The organism is Microbacterium hydrocarbonoxydans, assembly GCF_011752045.1.
Classification (GTDB): Bacteria; Actinomycetota; Actinomycetes; order Actinomycetales; family Microbacteriaceae; genus Microbacterium.
Genome location: NZ_JAAKXW010000005.1, coordinates 387,278 through 407,677 on the forward strand (window position 1 = coordinate 387,278; position 20,400 = coordinate 407,677).

Annotated in this window: 18 protein-coding genes; 9 read left to right on the forward strand and 9 right to left on the reverse strand. The window is 71.5% G+C overall.

Annotated elements, in window-relative coordinates:
• Positions 1-3: 3 nt before the first annotated feature.
• From G6G98_RS15815 to G6G98_RS15825, 4 genes are all read right to left on the reverse strand, one after another.
• Entirely contained in the window at positions 4-996 is a 993-nt protein-coding gene (locus tag G6G98_RS15815) for a carboxylesterase family protein (RefSeq protein ID WP_067354929.1), read from the reverse strand.
• Positions 921-1,454 carry a carboxylesterase family protein gene (locus G6G98_RS17245; protein WP_067354932.1) on the reverse strand — a complete coding sequence of 178 codons (534 nt, stop codon included), beginning with the start codon at positions 1,452-1,454 and terminating at the stop codon, positions 921-923. The genes G6G98_RS15815 and G6G98_RS17245 overlap by 76 nt, the downstream gene beginning before the upstream one ends.
• 113 nt (positions 1,455-1,567) lie before the next feature.
• Positions 1,568-2,953 (reverse strand): aspartate aminotransferase family protein, encoded by a 1,386-nt coding sequence (locus tag G6G98_RS15820; RefSeq protein WP_067354935.1) that lies wholly within the window; start codon positions 2,951-2,953, stop codon positions 1,568-1,570.
• 19 nt (positions 2,954-2,972) lie between these two features.
• Entirely contained in the window at positions 2,973-4,457 is a 1,485-nt protein-coding gene (locus G6G98_RS15825; protein WP_067354939.1) for a CoA-acylating methylmalonate-semialdehyde dehydrogenase, read from the reverse strand.
• Between the two features lie 101 nt (positions 4,458-4,558).
• Here G6G98_RS15825 and G6G98_RS15830 point away from each other — a divergent pair, with 101 nt between their 5' ends.
• Entirely contained in the window at positions 4,559-6,106 is a 1,548-nt protein-coding gene (locus tag G6G98_RS15830) for a PucR family transcriptional regulator (RefSeq protein ID WP_243842149.1), read from the forward strand.
• A gap of 4 nt (positions 6,107-6,110) precedes the next feature.
• Here the strand turns inward: G6G98_RS15830 and G6G98_RS15835 are convergent, their stop codons facing one another.
• The 4 genes from G6G98_RS15835 to G6G98_RS15850 form a co-directional block, all read right to left on the reverse strand.
• A complete protein-coding gene (locus G6G98_RS15835) occupies positions 6,111-7,511 on the reverse strand; it encodes an aspartate aminotransferase family protein (protein WP_067354943.1) in 1,401 nt (466 codons plus the stop codon).
• A complete protein-coding gene (locus G6G98_RS15840) occupies positions 7,508-7,975 on the reverse strand; it encodes an Lrp/AsnC family transcriptional regulator (RefSeq protein WP_164234456.1) in 468 nt (155 codons plus the stop codon). The genes G6G98_RS15835 and G6G98_RS15840 overlap by 4 nt, the downstream gene beginning before the upstream one ends.
• Positions 7,976-8,054: 79 nt before the next feature.
• Positions 8,055-9,215, reverse strand: coding sequence for an acyl-CoA dehydrogenase family protein (locus G6G98_RS15845; RefSeq protein ID WP_067354949.1), 1,161 nt, complete (start codon positions 9,213-9,215; stop codon positions 8,055-8,057).
• Entirely contained in the window at positions 9,212-10,003 is a 792-nt protein-coding gene (locus G6G98_RS15850; RefSeq protein ID WP_067354952.1) for an alpha/beta fold hydrolase, read from the reverse strand. Before G6G98_RS15850 ends, G6G98_RS15845 begins: the two co-directional genes overlap by 4 nt.
• Positions 10,004-10,149: 146 nt before the next feature.
• Between G6G98_RS15850 and G6G98_RS15855 the strand changes: the two genes are divergently transcribed.
• The 3 genes from G6G98_RS15855 to G6G98_RS15865 all read left to right on the forward strand — a co-directional run bounded on the left by G6G98_RS15855 (position 10,150) and on the right by G6G98_RS15865 (position 14,284).
• Positions 10,150-11,631 carry an APC family permease gene (locus G6G98_RS15855; RefSeq protein WP_208321516.1) on the forward strand — a complete coding sequence of 494 codons (1,482 nt, stop codon included), beginning with the start codon at positions 10,150-10,152 and terminating at the stop codon, positions 11,629-11,631.
• Positions 11,632-11,647: 16 nt separating this feature from the next.
• The gene (locus G6G98_RS15860) at positions 11,648-12,166 is read left to right on the forward strand and encodes a hypothetical protein (protein WP_067354959.1); all 519 of its coding nucleotides are present in this window, start codon (positions 11,648-11,650) and stop codon (positions 12,164-12,166) included.
• A 171-nt stretch (positions 12,167-12,337) separates the two neighbouring features.
• The gene (locus G6G98_RS15865; RefSeq protein ID WP_243842150.1) at positions 12,338-14,284 is read left to right on the forward strand and encodes a primary-amine oxidase; all 1,947 of its coding nucleotides are present in this window, start codon (positions 12,338-12,340) and stop codon (positions 14,282-14,284) included.
• Between the two features lie 53 nt (positions 14,285-14,337).
• Here the strand turns inward: G6G98_RS15865 and G6G98_RS15870 are convergent, their stop codons facing one another.
• Positions 14,338-15,273: a LysR substrate-binding domain-containing protein gene (locus G6G98_RS15870; protein WP_067354964.1), complete on the reverse strand. Its 936-nt coding sequence runs from the start codon at positions 15,271-15,273 to the stop codon at positions 14,338-14,340.
• 115 nt (positions 15,274-15,388) lie between these two features.
• Between G6G98_RS15870 and G6G98_RS15875 the strand changes: the two genes are divergently transcribed.
• The 5 genes from G6G98_RS15875 to G6G98_RS15895 are packed head-to-tail and all read left to right on the forward strand — an operon-like array spanning position 15,389 to position 20,399.
• A complete protein-coding gene (locus tag G6G98_RS15875; protein ID WP_164234457.1) occupies positions 15,389-16,681 on the forward strand; it encodes a flavin-containing monooxygenase in 1,293 nt (430 codons plus the stop codon).
• Positions 16,678-17,109: a RidA family protein gene (locus tag G6G98_RS15880; RefSeq protein WP_164234458.1), complete on the forward strand. Its 432-nt coding sequence runs from the start codon at positions 16,678-16,680 to the stop codon at positions 17,107-17,109. The genes G6G98_RS15875 and G6G98_RS15880 overlap by 4 nt, the downstream gene beginning before the upstream one ends.
• Positions 17,106-17,777, forward strand: coding sequence for a DUF1028 domain-containing protein (locus G6G98_RS15885; RefSeq protein ID WP_164234459.1), 672 nt, complete (start codon positions 17,106-17,108; stop codon positions 17,775-17,777). The genes G6G98_RS15880 and G6G98_RS15885 overlap by 4 nt, the downstream gene beginning before the upstream one ends.
• A complete protein-coding gene (locus G6G98_RS15890) occupies positions 17,770-18,921 on the forward strand; it encodes an amidohydrolase (protein WP_164234460.1) in 1,152 nt (383 codons plus the stop codon). The genes G6G98_RS15885 and G6G98_RS15890 overlap by 8 nt, the downstream gene beginning before the upstream one ends.
• On the forward strand, positions 18,918-20,399 hold the full coding sequence (locus G6G98_RS15895; protein WP_164234461.1) for an aldehyde dehydrogenase family protein: 1,482 nt from the start codon (positions 18,918-18,920) through the stop codon (positions 20,397-20,399). The genes G6G98_RS15890 and G6G98_RS15895 overlap by 4 nt, the downstream gene beginning before the upstream one ends.
• The last annotated feature ends 1 nt before the right edge of the window (position 20,400 follow it).

Below are 20,400 nucleotides of genomic sequence, written 5' to 3' on the forward strand. Positions count from 1 at the left end.
CGGTCACACCAGCGGCAGGGCGCCGTCGTACTCGGTCGAGGTCAGCTGCGGTCCGTCGTCGGCGCCGAACACCCGGGCCGTGCCGGGTTCGCTCCGCCAGGACGGCCAGCCCGGATCGTGCCGGTGCACGAACGCGACCGCCGTCGCGTGCATCAGGTCGGCGAGGCGCTGCGGCGGGTGCGGGCCGGCGATGCGGGCGACGCGCGGGGAGTCCAGCACGTCCCACCAGAACGGCACGTCGAGGCAGTGGCACGACCAGCCGAGGACGGGAGACACCCACGCGAACCGGTACGCCCAGGTCGCCTCGCCGGCGCGTGCCTCTGCGACGTTGACGACGAGGGAGCGGAACACCTCGTCGGCGACGAAGCGCCCGAGCAGGCCGATCGAATCCCGCCGTGGCACGCGGTTCGCCGCCAGCCAGCTGCGGCGGCGCGACCCCTCGCGCGCGAGCAGAGGCAGGGTGAAGCGACGCGGCAGGTGCCGCAGGATCCGCGGGGCGGTCTCCAGCGCCGTGGTGAACTCGTCGTCCGTCGCGCCGATCAGCAGCGGCTTGCCGGCGCCGATGCCCGCGGCGATCGCCTCGACGGTCGGCTGAGCGATCAGGTCGCCGTCGATCACCGGACCCCACGGCACCCCGTCGTGCAGCGGGCTGAGCAGGGCGGCGAGGCCCCTCTTGCCCAGCAGGCCCGCCTCGTACTGATGCCGGGTGAGCCGGCGCTCGCTCGTGCTGCGGAACCCCCGCAGGTCGGGGCGGACGCCGGCCAGCTCGGCGAGGCGGACGCTGCGCTGCTCCGCGATCTCGCGCGGGATGTCGGCGAGCGCCCCGGAGAACGAGATCGCCGCCTGGAACAGATGCTGCGCGGCGGGCATCCCGAGCAGCGTGAGCACGGCGCCGCCGCCGGCCGAATGCCCTGCGACCGTCACCCGCCCGGGGTCGCCGCCGAAGGAAGCGATGTTGCGATGCACCCACTCCAGCGCCGCCAGCCAGTCGCGCACGCCGCGGTTGTCGGGCGCGCCGTCGATGACACCGAAGCCGTCGACCCCAGACGATAGGAGACGGTCACCGTGACGACGCCGTCTCGCGTGAAGGTCCGGCCGTCGTACCAGGGGCCGATGGCAGACCCGGCGGAGTAGGCGCCGCCGTGGATCCACACGAGGACGGGGAGCGCAGCGGGCGCGAGCGCGGGGGTGAAGACGTTGAGATTCAGGATCTCGGCACCGGGCACGCTCGGCTCGGGGATGAGCGCTCCCGGCTCCTCCCGCCGCTGCGGCGTCGGGCCGAAGGCGGTCGCGTCGCGGATCCCGGTCCACGGTTCGACCGGCTGCGGGGCGAGGAAGCGCAGAGGGCCGACGGGCGCCGCGGCGAACGGGATGCCGAGGAAGGCCAGGTCGTGGGCACGCCGGAGTCCCCGGATCGGGCCTTCCGCCGTCCCCACGACCGGACCATCGTCCATGGCGCTCACCTCTGGATCACCCAGTGTGCAGCGGGAAGATCGTCGGGTCACGCCCCTTGCGCGGCGACGCCGGATGTGCCCGGGCGCGCGGCTCCGGGCACATCCGGCAGGATTCAGCGGGTGTGCTCGTCGGCGACGGAGAGCGCCTCGTCGATCGCGGCGAGGCCGCGCACCAGCTCCTCCTCGGAGATCACCAGCGGGGGAGCGACGTGCACGCGGTTGAAGTGCGTGAACGGCCAGACGCCGGCCTTCTTCGCGGCGGCGGCGAAAGCCGCCATCGGCGCGGCATCCGCCCCTGACGCGTTGAACGGCACCAGCGGCTCGCGGGTCTCCTTGTCGCGCACCAGCTCGATCGCCCAGAACAGCCCGCGCCCGCGGACCTCGCCCACGCTCGGGTGCTTCTCGACCCAGGAGCGCAGCGTCGGCTCGACGACGCGCTCGCCGAGGTCGCGCACGCGCTCGAGGATGCCGTCACGGCGGAACACCTCGAAGGTGGCGACGCCGGCCGCGCAGGCGAGCGGGTGGCCGGAATAGGTGAGACCGCCGGCGAACGGGACGTTGTCGAACGCCTTCGCGATGCGGTCGCTGATCACCACGCCGCCCAGCGGCACGTAGCCCGAGTTCACGCCCTTCGCGAAGGTGATGAGATCGGGCTGCGCGCCCACCGCGTCGATGCCGAACCACTCGCCGAGGCGGCCGAAGCCGACCATGACCTCGTCGGCGATGTAGACGATGCCGTAGCGGTCGCACAGCTCGCGCACGCCCTGCAGGTATCCGGGCGGCGGGATCAGCACGCCGTTCGTTCCGACCACGGTCTCGATGATGATCGCCGCGATCGTCTGCGGGCCCTCGAGCTGGATCGTCTGCTCGAGGTGGGCGAGCGCGCGCTCGGACTCCTGCTCCGGGGTCTCCGCGTGGAACGGGGAGCGGTACAGGTACGGGCCGAAGAAGCGCACCGAGCCGTTGTCGACCGTGTCGTTCGCCCAGCGCCGAGGGTCGCCCGTCAGCGAGATCGCGGTGGCGGTGGAGCCGTGATAGCTGCGGTACATCGAGAGCACCTTGCGGCGCCCGGTGGACTGGCGTGCCATGCGCACCGCGTACTCGTTCGCCTCGGCGCCGCCGTTGGTGAAGAACACCTTCTCGAAGCCGTCGGGGGAGACCTCGGCGATGAGCCGGGCCAGCTCGCCGCGGACGTCGTTCGCCACCGAGGGCTGGATGGTCGCCAGGCGCCCGGCCTGCTGCTGGATCGCGGCGACGAGATCCGGATGCTGGTGGCCGAGGTTCAGGTTCACCAGCTGGCTGGAGAAGTCCAGGTAGGCGTTGCCCTGGTAATCCCAGAAGGTGGAGCCCTCGCCCGCGGCGACCGGCAGCGGGTCGATGAGCCCCTGTGCGCTCCAGGAGTGGAAGACGTGCCCGCGGTCGTCGGCCCGGACCTGCGCCTCGGCCTCGGCGTCGGGCAGCGCGCGCACGGCGCCCTGCCGGTCGGTGTATGTCGTCATGACGGTGTCCTCGTGCCGCTCAGTGGTTGCTGGGGAAACCCAGGTCGATCTGGGAAGGGGTGTGGTCGGGCCAGCGGGTGGTGACGACCTTCGAGCGCGTGTAGAAGTGGATCGACTCGGGGCCGTAGATGTGCGAGTCGCCGAACAGCGAGTCCTTCCAGCCGCCGAAGGAGTAGGCGCCGATCGGCACCGGGATCGGCACGTTCACGCCGACCATGCCGACCTCGATGTCGAACTCGTACTGACGGGCGGTGCCGCCGTCGCGGGTGAAGATCGCGGTGCCGTTGCCGAAGGCGTTCGCGTTCACGAGCTCCACGGCCTCCGCGTAGGTCTCCACGCGCACGACCGACAGCACCGGGCCGAAGATCTCGTCCTCGTACACCTTCATTCCGGGACGGACCTCGTCGATCAGGCTGACGCCGATGAAGAAGCCGGAGGCGTCGAACTGCTGGGCGGTGCCGTCGACGACGACCTTCGCGCCTTCGGCGGCGGCGCCCGTGACGTACGAGGCGACGCGGTCGCGGTGCTCGCGGGTGATCAGCGGACCCATCTCGCTGGCGGCATCCGTGCCGTCGCCGATCGTGAGGCCCTCGATGCGGGTCGTGATGGCGGAGATGAGGTCGTCGGCGACGTCGCCGACGGCGACGAGCACCGAGACGGCCATGCAGCGCTCGCCCGCGGAGCCGTAGGCGGCGGAGATCGCGGCGTCGGCGGCGGCGTCGATGTCGGCATCCGGCATCACGACCATGTGGTTCTTGGCGCCTCCGAGCGCCTGCACGCGCTTGCCGTTGGCGGAGGCACGCTGATAGACGGAGCGCGCGATCGGGGTGGACCCGACGAAGCTGATCGCCTTGACCTGCGGCGAGTCGAGCAGGGCGTCGACGGCCTCCTTGTCGCCGTTGACGACGTTGAGGACGCCGTCGGGGAGACCGGCCTCCCGGAACAGCTTCGCGAGCCAGACCGCGGCGGACGGGTCCTTCTCGCTGGGCTTGAGGACGACGGTGTTGCCGCAGGCGATCGCGGAGGCGACCATCCACAGCGGCACCATCACCGGGAAGTTGAACGGGGTGATCGCGGCGACCACGCCGACGGGCTGCTTGACCGAGTGCACGTCGACGCCGCGGGCGACCTGCTCGCTGCGCTCGCCCTTGAGCAGGTGCACGAGTCCGGCCGCGAACTCGACGTTCTCGATGCCGCGCGAGACCTCGCCGGCCGCGTCGGAGAGGACCTTGCCGTGCTCGCTGGTGACGATCGCCGCGAGCTCGGGAGTGCGGTCCTTCAGCAGCTGCCGCAGGCGGAAGAACACGTCGGCGCGCTTGATCAGGCTCGTCTCGCGCCAGGCGGGGAGCGCGGCGGCCGCCGCGGCGATCGCGGTCTCCACCTCTGCGGCGGACGCGAACGCGACCTCCTTGGAGACCTCTCCGGTCGCCGGGTTGAAGACCTGACCGGTGCGGGCCGCCTCGGCGGTCTCCACTCCGTTGATGACGTGACGGACGATGTCCACGATGTTCCTCCGTGAGCTGGGGATGGCGAGGTCGAACACTCTGACCGGGGCCGGTACGCTGGGTATTGCTCAATGATCACAGAGCCGAGGAGGACGCAGAGGTGTCAGATCGTCAGGACTTCCCGGGCAACCGGACAGAACGTCCGGTGCGGGATGCGGACGCCCTGCTCACGGTCGCAGACGTGTTGTCGATGCCGGCCGTGCAGGCGGGCGCTCCGGAGGTCATCGTGGGCGGCCGAGCGCTGGACGCCGAGGTGCGCTGGGCGCACGTCTCGGACAGCGCAGGCGTCGCGCGTCTGCTCGACGGCGGCGAGCTGCTGCTCAGCACCGGCGCGGGGTGGCCGGCCGAGCGCGAGGAGCTGCGCGCCTTCGCCCTGGGTCTGCACCGCGCGGGACTGGCCGGCATCGTCGTCGAGCTCGGCAGCCCGCACGCCGAGGTCCCGGCCGCGGTCGTCGAGGCCTGCGCCGACGCCGGGCTCGCACTGATCGCCCTGGCCAGCGAGGTGAAGTTCGTCGCCATCACCGAGGCCGTGCACCGGGCGCTCATCGCCGCGCAGGACGACGCCCTGCACGCGCGTCAGCGCCTGCACGAGCTGTTCACGGCCCTGAGTCTGCAGGGCGCGCCGGCCGACGTCGTCGTCGCCGAGACGGCGCGCGCCCTCGGGGCGCCGGTGGTGCTGGAGAACCTCGCACACGAGGTCATCGCCCTCGAGGCGCTGCGGATGCCGGTGGCCGAGGTGCTCGGCACGCGGGCGGCGGACGCGGGCCTGCGCGTCCCGGTGCAGGCGAGAGGAGTGCGCTGGGGGACTCTCGTCGCTCTCGACGGCCCGGCGCATCCCGCCGGCCGGATCACCGTGCTGGAGCAGGGGGCCACGGCGCTCGCCTTCGGCTGCCTCGCCGACGGCGGTGACGACGAGTGGACCCTGCTCGCCCACCAGGGCGTCGTGGACGATCTGCTCGGCGCGCGCTTCGCGACGGCATCCGACATCGCCGCCCGCCTCGAGGCCGGCGGGTTCCGCCTCGCCGGGCGGCAGTGCCATGGGATCGTCGTGCGCGGCACCGGCTCGATCAGCGAGCTCGAATACCGGGCCCGTCTCGCGGGATGCGCGGTCGTCGCGGCCCGCGCCGGAGGCGACGACGTCGCACTGCTGTCGCTGCCCGCGTCCGCCGTGCTCACCGACGAGGCGCTGACGCGCATCGCGGGCCCTGGGCGCACGGTGTTCGTGGGGCCGGCGGTGCAGGAGGTCCTCGACCTCCTGGCCTCGCTGCGCGCCGCGCGGGATCTCGCCGCCAGCGATCGTTCGGACTCCGGTGCCAGAGTGCGCCGGGTCGACGACCGCCCCCTGGAGCGGCTCGTGGCGACGCTCCGCGACGACCACCGGCTGCACGAGCACAGCGAGCGGATGCTGGCGCCGCTGGTGCGCCACGACCGCGAACGCCGGGGCGACCTCCTCGACGTGCTCGCGGCTCTCGTCGCGCATCCGGGGAACCGGTCGGCGGCGGCATCCGCCAGCCACCTGTCGCGCTCGGTGTTCTACCAGCGCCTCACGCTGATCGCCGACCTGCTGGACGCCGATCTCGACGACGGGGAGACGCTCGCGGCGCTCCACCTCGCGCTGCTGGCGAGGCGGAGCACCGCGCGGTCGTGATCGGCTAGAGCACCCCCTGCGCGCGGGTCAGCACGTCGCGGAGGATCTGCTCGATCTCGCGGAACTCGCCGGGTCCGATGGTGAGCGGCGGCGCGAGCTGGATGACGGGGTCGCCGCGGTCGTCGGCGCGGCAGTACAGACCGGCCTCGTACAGGGCGGGGGAGAGGAAGCCGCGCAGCAGCCGCTCGGACTCGGCGTCGTCGAAGGTCTCCCTCGTCGTCTTGTCCTTGACCAGCTCGATGCCGAAGAAGTACCCGTCGCCGCGGACGTCGCCGACGATCGGCAGGTCGCTGAGCTTCTCCAGCTCGGCGCGGAACAGCGGGGAGTTCTCGCGCACGTGGGCGTTGAGGTCCTCCTCGTCGAAGATGGCGAGGTTCTCCAGCGCGACCGCGGCCGACACCGGGTGCCCGCCGAAGGTGTAGCCGTGATAGAAGGTCGTGTCGCCCTTCGAGAACGGCTCGTAGATGCGGTCGCTGACGATGGTCGCGCCGATCGGGGAGTACCCGCTGGTCATGCCCTTCGCGCACGTGATCATGTCGGGCACGTAGCCCATGCCCGTGCACGCGAAGGTGTGGCCGAGGCGGCCGAACGCGCAGATGACCTCGTCGGAGACGAGCAGCACGTCGTACTTGTCGCAGATCTCGCGCACCCTGGCGAAGTAGCCGGGAGGGGGCGGGAAGCAGCCGCCGGAGTTCTGCACCGGCTCGAGGAACACCGCGGCCACGGTCTCGGGGCCTTCGAAGAGGATCATCTCCTCGATGCGGTCGGCGGCCCAGCGCCCGAAGGCCTCGAGATCGTCGGCGGGCGCGCCCATCTCCGCCGCGCGGTAGAAGTTCGTGTTCGGCACCCGGAAGCCGCCGGGCGTGACCGGCTCGAACATCGCCTTCATGGCGGGGATGCCGGTGATCGCGAGGGCGCCCTGCGGGGTGCCGTGGTAGGCGACGGAGCGCGAGATCACCTTGTGCTTGGTGGGCTGGCCCATCAGCTTCCAGTAGTACTTGGCGAGCTTGAACGCCGTCTCGACGGCCTCGCCGCCCCCGGTGGAGAAGAAGACGCGGTTGAGGTCGCCCGGAGCCTCGTCCGCGAGCCGGTCGGCGAGCTCGATCGCGGCGGGGTGCGCGTACGACCACAGCGGGAAGAACGACAGCTCGGACGCCTGCTTGGCCGCGGCCTCGGCGAGGCGGCGACGGCCGTGACCCGCGTTCACGACGAAGAGGCCGGCGAGGCCGTCGAAGTACTCCTTGCCCTTCGCGTCCCAGATGCGGTGCCCGTCGCCCTTGACGATGATGGGCACGCCGGACTTCTCCATCGTGGACTGCCGCGTGAAGTGCATCCAGAGATGGTCCTTCGCCATCGACTGGAGCTCGGCCTCGGTCGGGATCGTGCGGGTGGTGGTGATGCTCATCTGGTCCCCCAGTTGTAGAGCTGCTTCTGCAGCTTGGCGTAGATGAAGGTCTCGGTGGAGAGGACGCCCTCGATCGGGCGGATGCGGTCGTTGATGAGGGCGAGGAGGTCCTCGTCGTCCTCGCAGACGACCTCGGCGAGGACGTCGAAGGAGCCGACGGTGATCACGACGTAGTCGATGGCGTCGATCGCGGCGATGGCCTCCGCCACGACCCTGGTGTCGCCGGTGACGCGGATGCCGATCATCGCCTGCCGGCGGAAGCCGAGCTGCATGGGATCGGTGACCGCGACGATCTGCATCACGCCCGCCTCGGTGAGCCGCTGCACGCGCTGCCGCACGGCGGCCTCGCTGAGGCCGACCTCACGGCCGATGTCGGAGTACGAGCGACGCCCGTCGTCCTGCAGGAGCTCGACGATGGTCTTCGAGACCTCGTCGAGCACCGGGAGCTTCTTCTTCGAACTCATGGTGCGATCTTCGCACTCGATGGACGATTGTTCAACCGATATCGCAGGAAAAAATGGCAAATGCCTGCGAATACGGCAGTCAGGGCTCGATCGGACCCAGCCAGGCGGTCGCGGCGGTGGCGTGCGCCGACTCCGGATCGGAGGGGTGGAACGCGCCGGCGAGCACGTCGCGGTAGAGCCGGGAGAGCTCGTTCGAGGAGAAGTAGGCGCCGCCGCCCGCGGTGAGCATCGCCTGGTCGACGACGTGCTTCGCCATCGTGATCGCCCTGTGCTTGACACCGGACAGGAGCGTGAACCAGCGCGTCCCGTGGTCGGCCTGCTCGTCGACGTCGCGGGCGAGCGCGGCGATCTGCGGCGGCAGCGCGTCGTAGGCCAGGCCCATGTCGGCGATCCGCCAGCGGATGTCCGGGTCCTGGCTGTAGGCGGCCCCGGTCTTCTTCGAGCGCCTCTTCTGCACGGTCAGCACGGCGAGGTCCAGAGCGCGTCGCGCGATCCCCGTGTACACGGAGGCGAGCAGGATCTCGAAGACGCTGAAGATGCCGAACACGATCGGATCGGGGTTCGGCCCTGGGTCGATGCGGCGCACCACGTGCGCGGCGTCGGCCACCGCGCCGTCGAGCCGGGTCGTCCGGCTCTGCGTCGCGCGCATGCCCAGGGTGTCCCAGTCATCGCCGGTGACGACGGCATCCGTCCGCTCCACGAACGCGAACACGAGCTTCGGGGCATCGGCACTCGTCGTGTCGAGGCCGTGCAGGCCGAGGCGCGTCCACACCGGAGCGAGCGAGGTGAAGATCTTCGTGCCGGTGAACGCGTACCCGCCGTCCCCGTCGGGGACGGCCTCCGTGTCGCTGCCGAACAGCACGAGGTCGTTGCCGCCCTCGCTGATGCCGAAGGCGTAGACCTCGCCGGCGACGGCGCCGTCCTGCACGAACTCGAGCCCCGGCACGCCACGGTCGGAGAAGACCTTCGCGACGCCGGTCCAGACCAGGTGCATGTTGATCGCCAGGGCGGTGGCGGGGGCGGCCGTGGCCAGGCGCTGCTGCAGGATCGCGGCCTCGGCGAGGCCGAGACCGCCGCCGCCGCGGGCTTCGGGCACGAGGATCGACAGATAGCCCGCCGCCCGCAGCTCGTCGAGGTCCTGCTGCGGGAACGTGTTCTCGCGGTCGTGGATCGGCGCGCGCTCGCGGATGCGCTCCAGCAGCTCGTCGGGCAGATACGCGGTCGGGTCGAAATCGCTCACTTCGTCTCGCTTCGCTCGCTCAGTACGTCGCACTTCAGCGCCTCCAGCAGCTGGCGGACGGACTCCTCGGGCCTGTCGCGGTGCAGCGAGTGCCCGGCGCCCTCGACGACCGACATCGTCAGGAGAGGGTTGGCGGCGAGGATCTCCGCGGCGGGCTCCCCGGTGAACAGGCTGTAGATCGCCGGATCGGAGGCGATCACGTGGGTGGGAACGGTCAGCCTCGCGGCCTCGGGGCGGACATCCCACGGCCTGTTCTGGGCGCTGGTCTGCTCGACGGCCCAGCGGCTGGTGCGGTGCACGGCGTCGACCTTGAGCTCGATGTCCTGCGGGTGCCAGTGCGGATGCTCGGCCCGGACGGCTTCGACGCGGTTGTCGGCGAAGGCGCGCTCCTGGCTCTTGCGGATCACCTTCGCGTCCCGGCCGTCGAGATGGATGGCCGGGTCGACGAGCACGAGCCGACGGGTCCACTCCGGATCGGATGCCGCGGCCACCGTGCTGGAGGCGCCGCCGAGCGAGTGGCCGATCACCGCGTCCCAGGCGCCGCCGCCGTCGGGGCGGGTCGCGGCGAGGTCGGCGCCGTAGGCGGCGATCGTGTAGTCGAGGGAGCGGGGAGCGTCGCCGTGACCGCGCAGGTCGACGGCGGTCGCGTGCCAGCCGGCATTCGCCAGGGCATCCCCGAACCGCCACATCAATGCGCCGGACGAACCGAGTCCGTGCACGAGGAGCGCCCGGTGGGGGGAGCCGGGGGAGCCCCAGGACATGCGAGGAAGCGTGAGCGGCGCAGGCATGTGCCCAGCCTACGACCGCCCGTCGAAGGGTGCCGGACCCTGCATCAACAGAAGTGATGCAGGGGAGCGGTCACCTATATTGGCCAGATGCATGGCTGCTGCGGTTCACTGTACGCATCCGATGGCGTATGAGAGGAAACCCCGCCATGACCGTAGAACTAGAGACGTCCGACATCCGGACGCAGCCGCTGCGCAAGACGCTCGGCCGCGTGGACATCGTCTTCCTCTCCGTCGGCGCGATCATCGCGATCGACACCGTCGCCGCGATCGCCTCGCTCGGCGGCGCCGAGGCGTTCACCTGGACGCTCGTGATCGGCGTCACCTTCCTCTTCCCGTACGCGATGGTCATCGCCGAGCTCGGCAGCGCCTTCCACGGCGAGGGTGGTCCGTTCGTCTGGGTGCGCCTCGCGTTCGGCAAGCTCGCAGCGGCCATCGCGACGATGTTCTACTGGATCACGAACCCGCTCTGGATGGGCGGGTCGCTGGTGTTCGTCGCCGTGGCGACCTGGAGCGCCTACATCTCCCCGATCGAGGACGGGAGCCTCGCCGACTACGTCTTCAAGCTGGTCTTCATCTGGCTGGCGATCGCGACCGCCGTCATCGGCCTGCAGCACGGCAAGAAGATCGTGGCCGCAGGCGCGATCGTCAAGGTCCTCCTGCTCGCGATCTTCGTGGTCACGGTCGGTCTGTATGCGATCCAGCACGGCGTGCACGGCTACGCGGCAGGCGACTTCACACCGACTCTCGCCGGCTTCCTCGCGGTGACTCCCGTCATCCTCTTCGCCGTGGTCGGCTTCGAGGCGCCGAACGGCGCGGCCGAGGAGATGCGCAACCCGCAGCGCGACGTCCCCAAGGCCATCGCGACCTCCGGGATCATCTCGATGCTCTGCTATCTGGTGCCGATCTTCGGCATCCTCGCCGTCCTCCCCTCCGAGAAGGTCGCCGGAGCGAGCGGCTTCCTCGACGCGCTGAAGGAGGTCTTCGTCGTCTACGGCGGCGCCTCCGAGCTCGTCATGGGCGTCGCCGCGATGGCGTTCATCTTCATCGTCTTCACGCAGGCCAGCGCCTGGATGATCGCCTCCGACCGGGTGATGGCCGCTGCCGGCGCCGATGGCGCGTTCTTCCGCTACTTCGGCAGGTTCTCCGAGCGCTTCGGCACCCCGGTGCGCATGAACCTGCTGTCCGGCGTGGTCGCCTCCGTCTTCTGCATCGCGGCGACCATGCTGCTCAGCGGCGACGCCGCCGCCGTGTTCTTCGTCGTGCTGATCATCGCGATCTCGACGCTGCTGCTGTCGTACCTCATCATCTTCCCGACGATCATCGTGCTGCGCCGCACCCACCCCGCCGTGCACCGCCCCTACCGCATCCCCGGCGGCAAGGCCGGCGTGTGGATCTGCACCGTCCTCATCTACGCCTGGGTCGCGCTCGGCTCCTGGGTCGCCGTGTTCCCCGGCACCCTCGAGGCGGCCCTCGGGCTGGAGTACGACTTCCTCGACATCTGGGGCGTCGACCAGCTCACCTTCGAGCTCTTCACGATCGGCACCCTCCTCGCGATCACCGCCCTCGCCCTGGTCGGCTACCTGTGGCAGCGCGCCAGGGATCGCGCCGACGGCCTGGTCGAGGCCTGATGGCCCGGCTCGCGCCGTGAGTCTCCCCGAGACGCTGCACGCGGCCGCCCTCGCCGCCATGGCGACGGCGGTCGCTGTGCATCCGGGACTCCGCGACCGCGCCTGCCGCCCTGACCTGCTCGCGAGCATCGTGATGCTCACCGCCATGGCGGACGCGATGTGGCTGCGCCTCGTGCCGGCCGTGTACGCCATGGCGCTGCTGCTCGCCGCCGCGATGGCATCCGCCGCGGCCCGCTCGGCGCTGGTGAGCCGGGGCGCGCTGCCGCGCCTCGGCGCGTGCGAGAGCAGCCACGGCCCGCTGGGCTTCGTGACCACCGCGGTGTGCCTGCCCGCCATGCACGGCGTCGGGGCCACGGCGGCCTCGGCGCACCACGGGCTCGGGGTCGGGGCGTTCACCGCCCTCGTCGTCCTCGTCTGCGCCGGCTACGGCGTGGCGTCCGTCGTCGCCGCGGCACGCGCGGCCGGCCGCGCCGAGCGCGGTCAGTACGCGCTGATGGGGACCGGCGCGGTGCTGATGGCGCTCGCCGCGCTGTGACGATCTCGCAGCATCCGATCAACTGATCCCCACCGGTGGTCTGCATCACGTGAACTGATTCAGTGCACATCGGACGGATATTGGCCAGCCCGGCCTCCCGTGCGGTTCACTCGAAGCAACGGGCCGCTCCGGCCCTCGAAGACCCTGACATCGCAGTTTTTGGAGAGCATCGTGATCACACCGATCGTCCTCACGGCGCAGCGCACGCACCCGCTGGACCCGCTCAGCGCGGCCGAGATCACGGCCGTCCGCGACCACCTCGTCGCGGAGGGGCGCCTCGGCGACACCGTGCGCGTGGCGTACCTCTCGCTCAAGGAGCCCGAGAAGGCGCTGCTGCGGGCCGGAGGCGACGTTCCTCGTCGGGCGCGCGTCGTGCTGCTCGACACGGCGAACGGCGACACCACCGATGTGCTCGTCGACCTGACCGCGGGCCGCACGGTCTCGGCCCACGCCGTCGACCCGAAGGTCGCAGGCCAGGCGCCGGTGCTCTTCGAGGAGTTCGAGGCGATCGAGTCGATCCTCGCCGCCGACGACGGCTGGCGGGATGCTCTCGCCTCGCGCCGCCTCGCCCCCGAGCAGGTGCGCGTCGCGCCGCTGTCGGCCGGCATCTTCGACTACGAGGGGGAGGAGGGCCGGCGCCTGCTGCGCGGCCTCGCCTTCGTGCAGAAGGAGCCCGGCCAGTACGCCTGGGGCAACCCCGTCGACCAGCTGGTCGCCTTCGTCGACATGATCGAGCGCCGTGTCGTGCGGATCATCGACGACGGGCCGAGCGACGACCCGATCACGAACGGGAACTTCGAGTCGCCGGAGCTCACCGGCCCGCTGCGCACCGACCTCAAGCCGCTGCAGATCATCCAGCCCGAGGGCCCCAGCTTCACGCTCGAGGGCAATGTGCTGCGGTGGCAGAAGTGGGACATGCACATCGGGTTCGACGCGCGTGAGGGGCTCGTGATCGGGCAGATCGGCTTCGACGACCGCGGCACCCGCCGCTCGATCATCGAGCGCGCCTCGATCGCCGAGATGGTGGTGCCCTACGGAGACCCGGCCCCGTACCGCTCCTGGCAGAACTACTTCGACACCGGCGAGTACCTCGTCGGCCGCGACGCGAACTCCCTGGAGCTCGGCTGCGACTGCCTCGGCGAGATCACCTACCTCTCGCCGGTCGTCGCCGACGACTTCGGGAACCCGCGCGAGATCTCCCAGGGCATCTGCATCCACGAGGAGGACTTCGGCCTGCTCTGGAAGCACACCGACGAGTGGGCGGGGCACAGCTCCTCGCGACGCCAGCGCCGGCTCGTGGTGAGCTTCTTCACCACCGTCGGCAACTACGACTACGGCTTCTACTGGTACTTCTACCTCGACGGCACCATCCAGTTCGAGGCGAAGGCCACCGGCATCGTGTTCACCGCCCGGTATCCGGGGGAGGGCTATCCCTACGCGTCACAGATCGCCCCCGGCCTCGGCGCGCCCTTCCACCAGCACCTGTTCTGCGCCCGCCTGGACATGGCCGTCGACGGCGACCGCAACGCGGTGCACGAGCTCGACCTGCAGCGCGTGCCGAAGGGCGAGGGCAACCCGCACGGCAACGCGTTCACCCGCTCCCGCCGCGTGCTCGGGACCGAGTCGCAGGCGCGGCGCAAGGCCGACGGCCTCGCCGGCCGGGTCTGGGAGATCGTCAGCACCGAGAAGACGAACCTCGTCGGGGAGCCGGTGGCGTACACGCTGTTCCCGCAGGGCCAGCCGACGCTCGCCGCCGCCGAGGACGCGTCGATCAGCCGCCGCGCGGCCTTCGCGACCGAGCATCTCTGGGTCACCCGCTACGCCGAGGACGAGCGGTATCCGGCGGGCGACTACGTGAACCAGAGCGTCGGCTCGCCGGGCCTGCCCGAGTACGTCGCGGCCGACCGGGCCATCGACGGCGAGGACATCGTGCTCTGGCACTCGTTCGGGCTCACGCACTTCCCGCGTCCCGAGGACTGGCCGATCATGCCCGTGGACTACACCGGCTTCACGCTCAAGCCCACCGGCTTCTTCGACGCGAACCCCGCGCTCGACGTGCCGCCGTCCCCGCGGGCCGAAGGCGGCGCGCACTGCGAGCCCGGCGGCTGCCACTGCTGAGGCGGCACGGCTCCCGGGTCCGCGTGGTCGGGGGATCAGCGCGGACCCGGGCATCACGCGGGGCCGGACGCTCCTGAGCCGAACATCTCCCGGGCCAGCGTGCCGATCACGCGGGCGCGAGCGGTCGGCCGGACGTTCGTCACGCGCACGAAGCACACCTCGAGCGGGTCCGCGCGCGGACCCGCGAGGGGCACCGCGACCACCTCGCCGCCGTCGTAGGTCATCGGGGACTGCGGGATGTGGTTGAGCACCGAGTAGCCTTCGCCGCGGCCCACCAGCGACCGGATCGTCTCGTAGCTGCGCGAGGTGTAGCGCACGCGCGGCTCGACGCCGGCCGCCTCGTGCATGCCGAGGAAGTACTCGCGAGAGTGCGGCGTGTCCAGCAGCACAAGGTCCTCCCCGTCGAGATCGGTCAGCGCGAGCTCCTCGCGTCCCGCGAGCGGATGGTCGTGGGCGAGGATGACGTGCGGCGCCGAGGTGTAGAGCCGGTCGAAGGTGAGGTCGTGCGCGCGGCCGAAGTCGTAGGCGATCGCCGCTTCGACGCTGCCGGAGAGCAGCAGGTCGGTAGTGCCGTCGACGTCGGCCTCGATGATCTCGATCCGCAGGTTCGGATGCAGCTCCCGCACGCGCGAGATCAGGCGCGGGAGCACGAACGGCGCCAGCGTGACGAAGCAGGCCAGCCGCAGCGTGCCCCGCACGTCGTAGTGCTTTCCCCGCACCGTGTCGGTCATCTCGTCGACCTGCGCGAGCAGCGAGCGGGCGTCGAGGAGCAGCTGCTCTCCGGCATCCGTCAGCGCCAGGCCGCGGCTGCGCTGCCGCACGAACAGCTGCACGCCCAGGCCCCGCTCCAGCTGGGCGATCGCGGTGGAGACGGCGGACTGCGCGACGTGGAGGTCGAGCGACGCCTCCGTCATGGAGCGCTTCGTTGCCGCGGCGAGGAAATAGCGCAGCTGGACCAGGGTCATGTCGGGGCGGGCGAGGCGTGCCATGGCGACACTGTATCAACTGAGTAGATACGGTGCGTCGCCAATCTCATCTATACAGATGCCAGAGGTGTTCCTAGCCTGAAGAGGTCCAGTCGAAACAGGAGCAATGGAGGTCGGGATGCCGATCGAAGAGACCGACGTCCTCGTCGTCGGGGCGGGCCAGGCCGGCATCGCCATGAGCGAGCACCTGCGCGATCGTGGCATCGCCCACATCGTCGTGGAGAAGGACCGGATCGCCGAGCGCTGGCGCACCGGTCGCTGGGACTCGCTCGTCGCGAACGGCCCCGCCTGGCACGACCGGTTCCCCGGACTCGCCTTCGACGTCGACGACGACGCCTTCGCGAGCAAGGACGAGGTGGCGGCCTACTTCGACGCGTACGCCGCGCAGATCGAGGCGCCGGTGCGCACCGGAGTCGAGGTGACATCGGTCCGCCGCATCCCCGGCCGCCCCGTTTTCGAGGTGCAGACCTCGTCCGGCGTCATCCGCGCCGGTCACGTCGTCGCCGCCACCGGCCCCTTCCAGAAGCCGGTCATCCCCGAGGTCGTGCCGGAAGCCGCCGGTCTCCACCAGCTGCACTCGAGCTCCTACCGCAACCCGCAGCAGCTCCCCGAGGGCGGAGTGCTGGTCGTCGGGGCCGGCTCCTCGGGCGTGCAGATCGCCGACGAGCTGCGGCGCGCCGGCCGGCAGGTGCACATCGCGGTCGGCCCGCACGACCGCCCGCCGCGCAGCTATCGCGACCGCGACTTCTGCTGGTGGCTCGGCGTCCTCGGCAAGTGGGAAGCGGCGGCACCCCGGCCCGGAGCCGAGCACGTCACGATCGCGGTGAGCGGCGCCCGCGGCGGTCACACCGTCGACTTCCGCCGTCTCGCAGCCGAGGGCATCACCCTGCTCGGCCGCGCCGGCGCCTACCGGGACGGCGTGATGAGCTTCGCGGGCGACCTGGCCAGGAACATCGCCGCCGGGGACGCGAACCACTTCGAGCTCCTCGACGAGGCTGACGCCTACATCGAGCGCAACGGCCTCGACCTGCCCGAGGAGCCGGAGGCGCGCGTCATCCTGCCGGACCCGCCCTGCCTCACCGAGCCGATCCGCGAGCTCGACCTCGCGGCCGCGGGGATCACGTCGATCGTCTGGGCCACCGGATTCGCGGTGGACTACTCCTGGATCGAGCTCGACGCCTTCGACGAGCGAGGACGCCCGCGCCACCAGCGCGGAGTGTCCGTCGAACCCGGACTCTACTTCCTCGGCCTGCCCTGGCAGTCCCGCCGGGGTTCGAGCTTCATCTGGGGCGTGTGGCACGACGCGCGCTACCTCGCCGACCAGATCCAGATCCAGCGCGGCTACAGCGCCTACGCGCCGCGCCGCGAACCAGCAGCACGCCAGCTCACCGCGACCGGAGCACTGTCATGACGAACCACACCCGCATCCGCCCCTTCAACACGAAGGTCACCTATCCCGAGCAGAACCTCGACAACGACCTCTGCCAGGCCGTCGTCGCCGGCGGCGTGGTGTACCTCCGCGGCCAGATCGGGCAGGACCTGGAGACCCGCGAGTCGGTCGGCATCGGCGACGTCGAGGCGCAGGCCGAGAAGGCGATGGCGAACATCGCGATGCTGCTCGAGGAGGCCGGCTCCTCCCTCGACGACATCGTCAAGGTCGTCGTGTACATCATCGATCCGCGCTACCGCGAGCCCGTCTACCGCGTGATGGGGCGCTGGCTGAAGGGCGTCTTCCCCGTCTCCACCGGCATCGTGGTGAGCGCGCTCGCACGTCCGGAGTGGCTCGTCGAGATCGACGCGACCGCCGTCATCAGCGCGCCGGCGGGGGAGGGCCGATGACGTTCTCGATCGTCGCCCGCGACGCCTCCGGCGCCTTCGGCTCGGCGATCTCCTCCTCGTCGCCGGCCGTCGCCGCCCGCTGCCTGTCCCTCGCCGACGGGGTGGGGGCCGTGAACTCGCAGAACATCACCGACCCGAGGCTCGGCCCGCTGATCATCGAGCGGCTGCGCGACGGCGTCTCGGCGCGGCAGGCGCTGGATGCCGTGCTCGCGGACGCCGCCGACACGGCGTTCCGCCAGGTGCTCGTCGTCGACTCCGCCGGCGGCACGGCCGTGCACTCCGGGGAGCGCGCGCTCGGCGTCTTCGGCGACGCCTCGGGCCCCGGGGTGGTGGCGGGCGGCAACATGCTCGCCTCCGCGGCGATCCCGCAGCTCATGGTCGCCGCGTTCGAGAGCGCGGCCGGCGATCTCGAGCACCGCCTGCTCGCCGCGATGCGCGCCGCGATGGATGCCGGGGGCGAGGCGGGGCCGGTGCACTCGGCCGGGATCTCCGTCGTCCACGACGCCGGGTGGCGGGTGACGGACCTGCGCGTGGACTGGACCGAGGGCGATCCGATCGCCGAGCTCGGCGAGCTGCTCGAGCGGTGGATGCCGCAGCGCGACGCCTACGTGATGCGCGCGCTGGCCCCCGACGCGGCCCCCTCGTACGGGGTCCCCGGCGATGAGTGACCAGGCGACGGCGCTGAAGGCGACCGCGGACGCGGCCGTCTCCGGCGCGGCATCCGGTCTCATCGCGCTCTCGGAGACGCTGCACGCGCACCCGGAGACGGCCTGGGAGGAGCACCGCGCCGCCGCCTGGGTCGGCGACGCGCTCGCCGGGGCCGGATTCCGGGTGACGGCGGCCTACCTCGGCCTGGAGACCGCTCTGCTCGCCGAGGCCGGCTCCGGGCCGGTGACGATCGGGATCATGGCCGAGTACGACGCCCTGCCGGGGCTCGGTCATGCCTGCGGCCACAACCTCATCGCCGCGAGCGCCGTCGGCGCCGGCCTCGCGCTCGCGGGCCTGGCCGACGAGCTGGGCATCACCGTGCGCATCTACGGAACCCCGGCCGAAGAGGGCGGCGGCGGCAAGATCGAGCTGATCGACCGCGGCGCCTTCACCGATCTCGACCTCGCGATGATGGTGCACCCCGCCCCGGTCGACGTCGCGGAGGCCCGGCCCTTCGCCGTCGCGCACAGCCACGTCGCCTATGACGGCGTGTCCGCGCACGCCGCCGCCTACCCCGATCAGGGCGTGAACGCCAACGACGCGTTCGTGATCGCGCAGGTCGCCATCGGGATGCTCCGCCAGCAGCTGCCCGCGGAGACGCGGGTGCACGGCATCCAGACCCTGGGCGGGTTCGCGCCCAACGCGATCCCTGAGCGCACCGAGGGACGCTGGTACTGGCGCGCCGAGACCCTCGACGAGCTCGCCGTGCTCGAGGAGCGCGTGCGCCGGTGCTTCGAGGCGGGCGCGCTCGCGACCGGCGCCGGGCTCACGATCACCCCCGAGTCGAAGCCGTACGCCGAGTTCCGCACCGACGAGCGCGCGCTCGCCGCCTACCGCCGCGGCGCGCTCGAGCGCGGGCGCGTGTTCGCCGACCCCGCGGTCGCCGGGCGGATGAACCGCGCTTCGACCGACATGGGCAACGTGTCGCAGCTCGTGCCCGCGATCCACCCGTACATCGGCATCGACTCGCTGCCGTACTCGAACCACCAGAAGGAGTTCGCGGCGGCCTGCGTCGGCCCGACCGCCGAGCGCGCACTCCTCGACGCCGCCGTGCTCATGGCGTGGACGGCCATCGACACCGCCATCGAAGGAGGCACCGCATGAGCACGATCGACTGGAAGGCCCGCGCAGACGAGCTGCGGATCGACGGCAGGGCGGTCGTCGACGGCCGCCGAGTGGACGCCGCGGACGGCGCCACCATCCCGGTGGTCAGTCCCGGATCCCTCACCCATCTCACGGACCTCACCGCAGGAGGCGCGGAGGACGTGGACGTCGCCGTGCGGCACGCCCGCGCAGCGTTCGAGGACGGCCGGTGGAGCCGTCTCGGCGCTGCCGAGCGCGGGCGCGTGCTCATCCGCCTCGCCGAGCTCGTCGAGGACAACCTCGAGGAGCTCGCCCTGCTGGAGACGCTCGACTCGGGCAAGCCGATCGCGCAGACCCTCGCCGTCGACGTGCCGGGCACTGCCGAGACGTTCCGCTGGTACGGGCAGCTCGCCGACAAGCGCTGGGACGAGATCCCGGCGACTCCGCCCGGATCGACCGCGCTCGTGCGCCGGGTGCCCCTCGGCGTCGTCGGCGCGATCACTCCGTGGAACTACCCGCTGGAGATCGCGGCGTGGAAGCTCGCCCCCGCGCTCGCGGCGGGCAACAGCGTCGTGCACAAGCCGGCCGCCGAGACCTCGCTCACCGCCCTCCGGCTCGCCGACCTCGCACTCGAGGCCGGGCTGCCGGCGGGCGTCCTGAACGTCGTGCCCGGACGCGGCTCCACGGTCGGCGGCCGCATCGCCCGGCATCCGGACATCGACGTGCTGGCGTTCACCGGCTCGACCGCCGTCGCCAAGCAGCTCCTCATCGACTCGGGCTCGTCCAACATGAAGCGGGTGGCGCTGGAGGCCGGAGGCAAGAGCGCGAACCTCGTGTTCGCGGATGCCGACCTCGAGCTCGCTGCGCAGAAGGCCGCCTTCGGCGCCTTCTACAACCAGGGCCAGGTGTGCTCGGCGAACTCCCGCATCCTCGTGGAGCGCGCGGCGCACGACGAGTTCGTCGCCCTGCTCGTCGAGGCGTCCAGGGCCTACGAGCCGAGCGACCCGCTCGCCGGCGGAGACGGCAACGGCAGCCTGATCAGCGCCGCGCACGCGGACGAGGTCGGCCGGGCCATCGAGACCGGCGCGCGCGACGGCAGCCTCGTCAGCGGCGGCGAGCGGGTGACCATCACCGGATCGGACGCCTACCTGCGCCCGGCCGTCGTCACCGGTCTCGGCGCCGACCACGAGCTGCACCGGGTCGAGGTGTTCGGGCCGCTGGTCGCCGTGCTGCCCTTCGACCGCGAGGAGGAGGCGGTCGCCCTCGCGAACGCGACGGAGTACGGCCTGGCGGCGTCGCTGTGGACGAGCGACCTCTCCCGTGCGCACCGGGTCTCCGATCGCCTCGTCGCCGGCACCGTGTCGGTGAACACCGTGGACGCGCTCGGGCTCACCACGCCGTTCGGCGGCTTCGGCCAGTCCGGCTTCGGACGCGACCTCTCCCGGCACGCCCTCGACAACTACACCGACTGGAAGACCACCTGGATCCAGCACGGCTGAG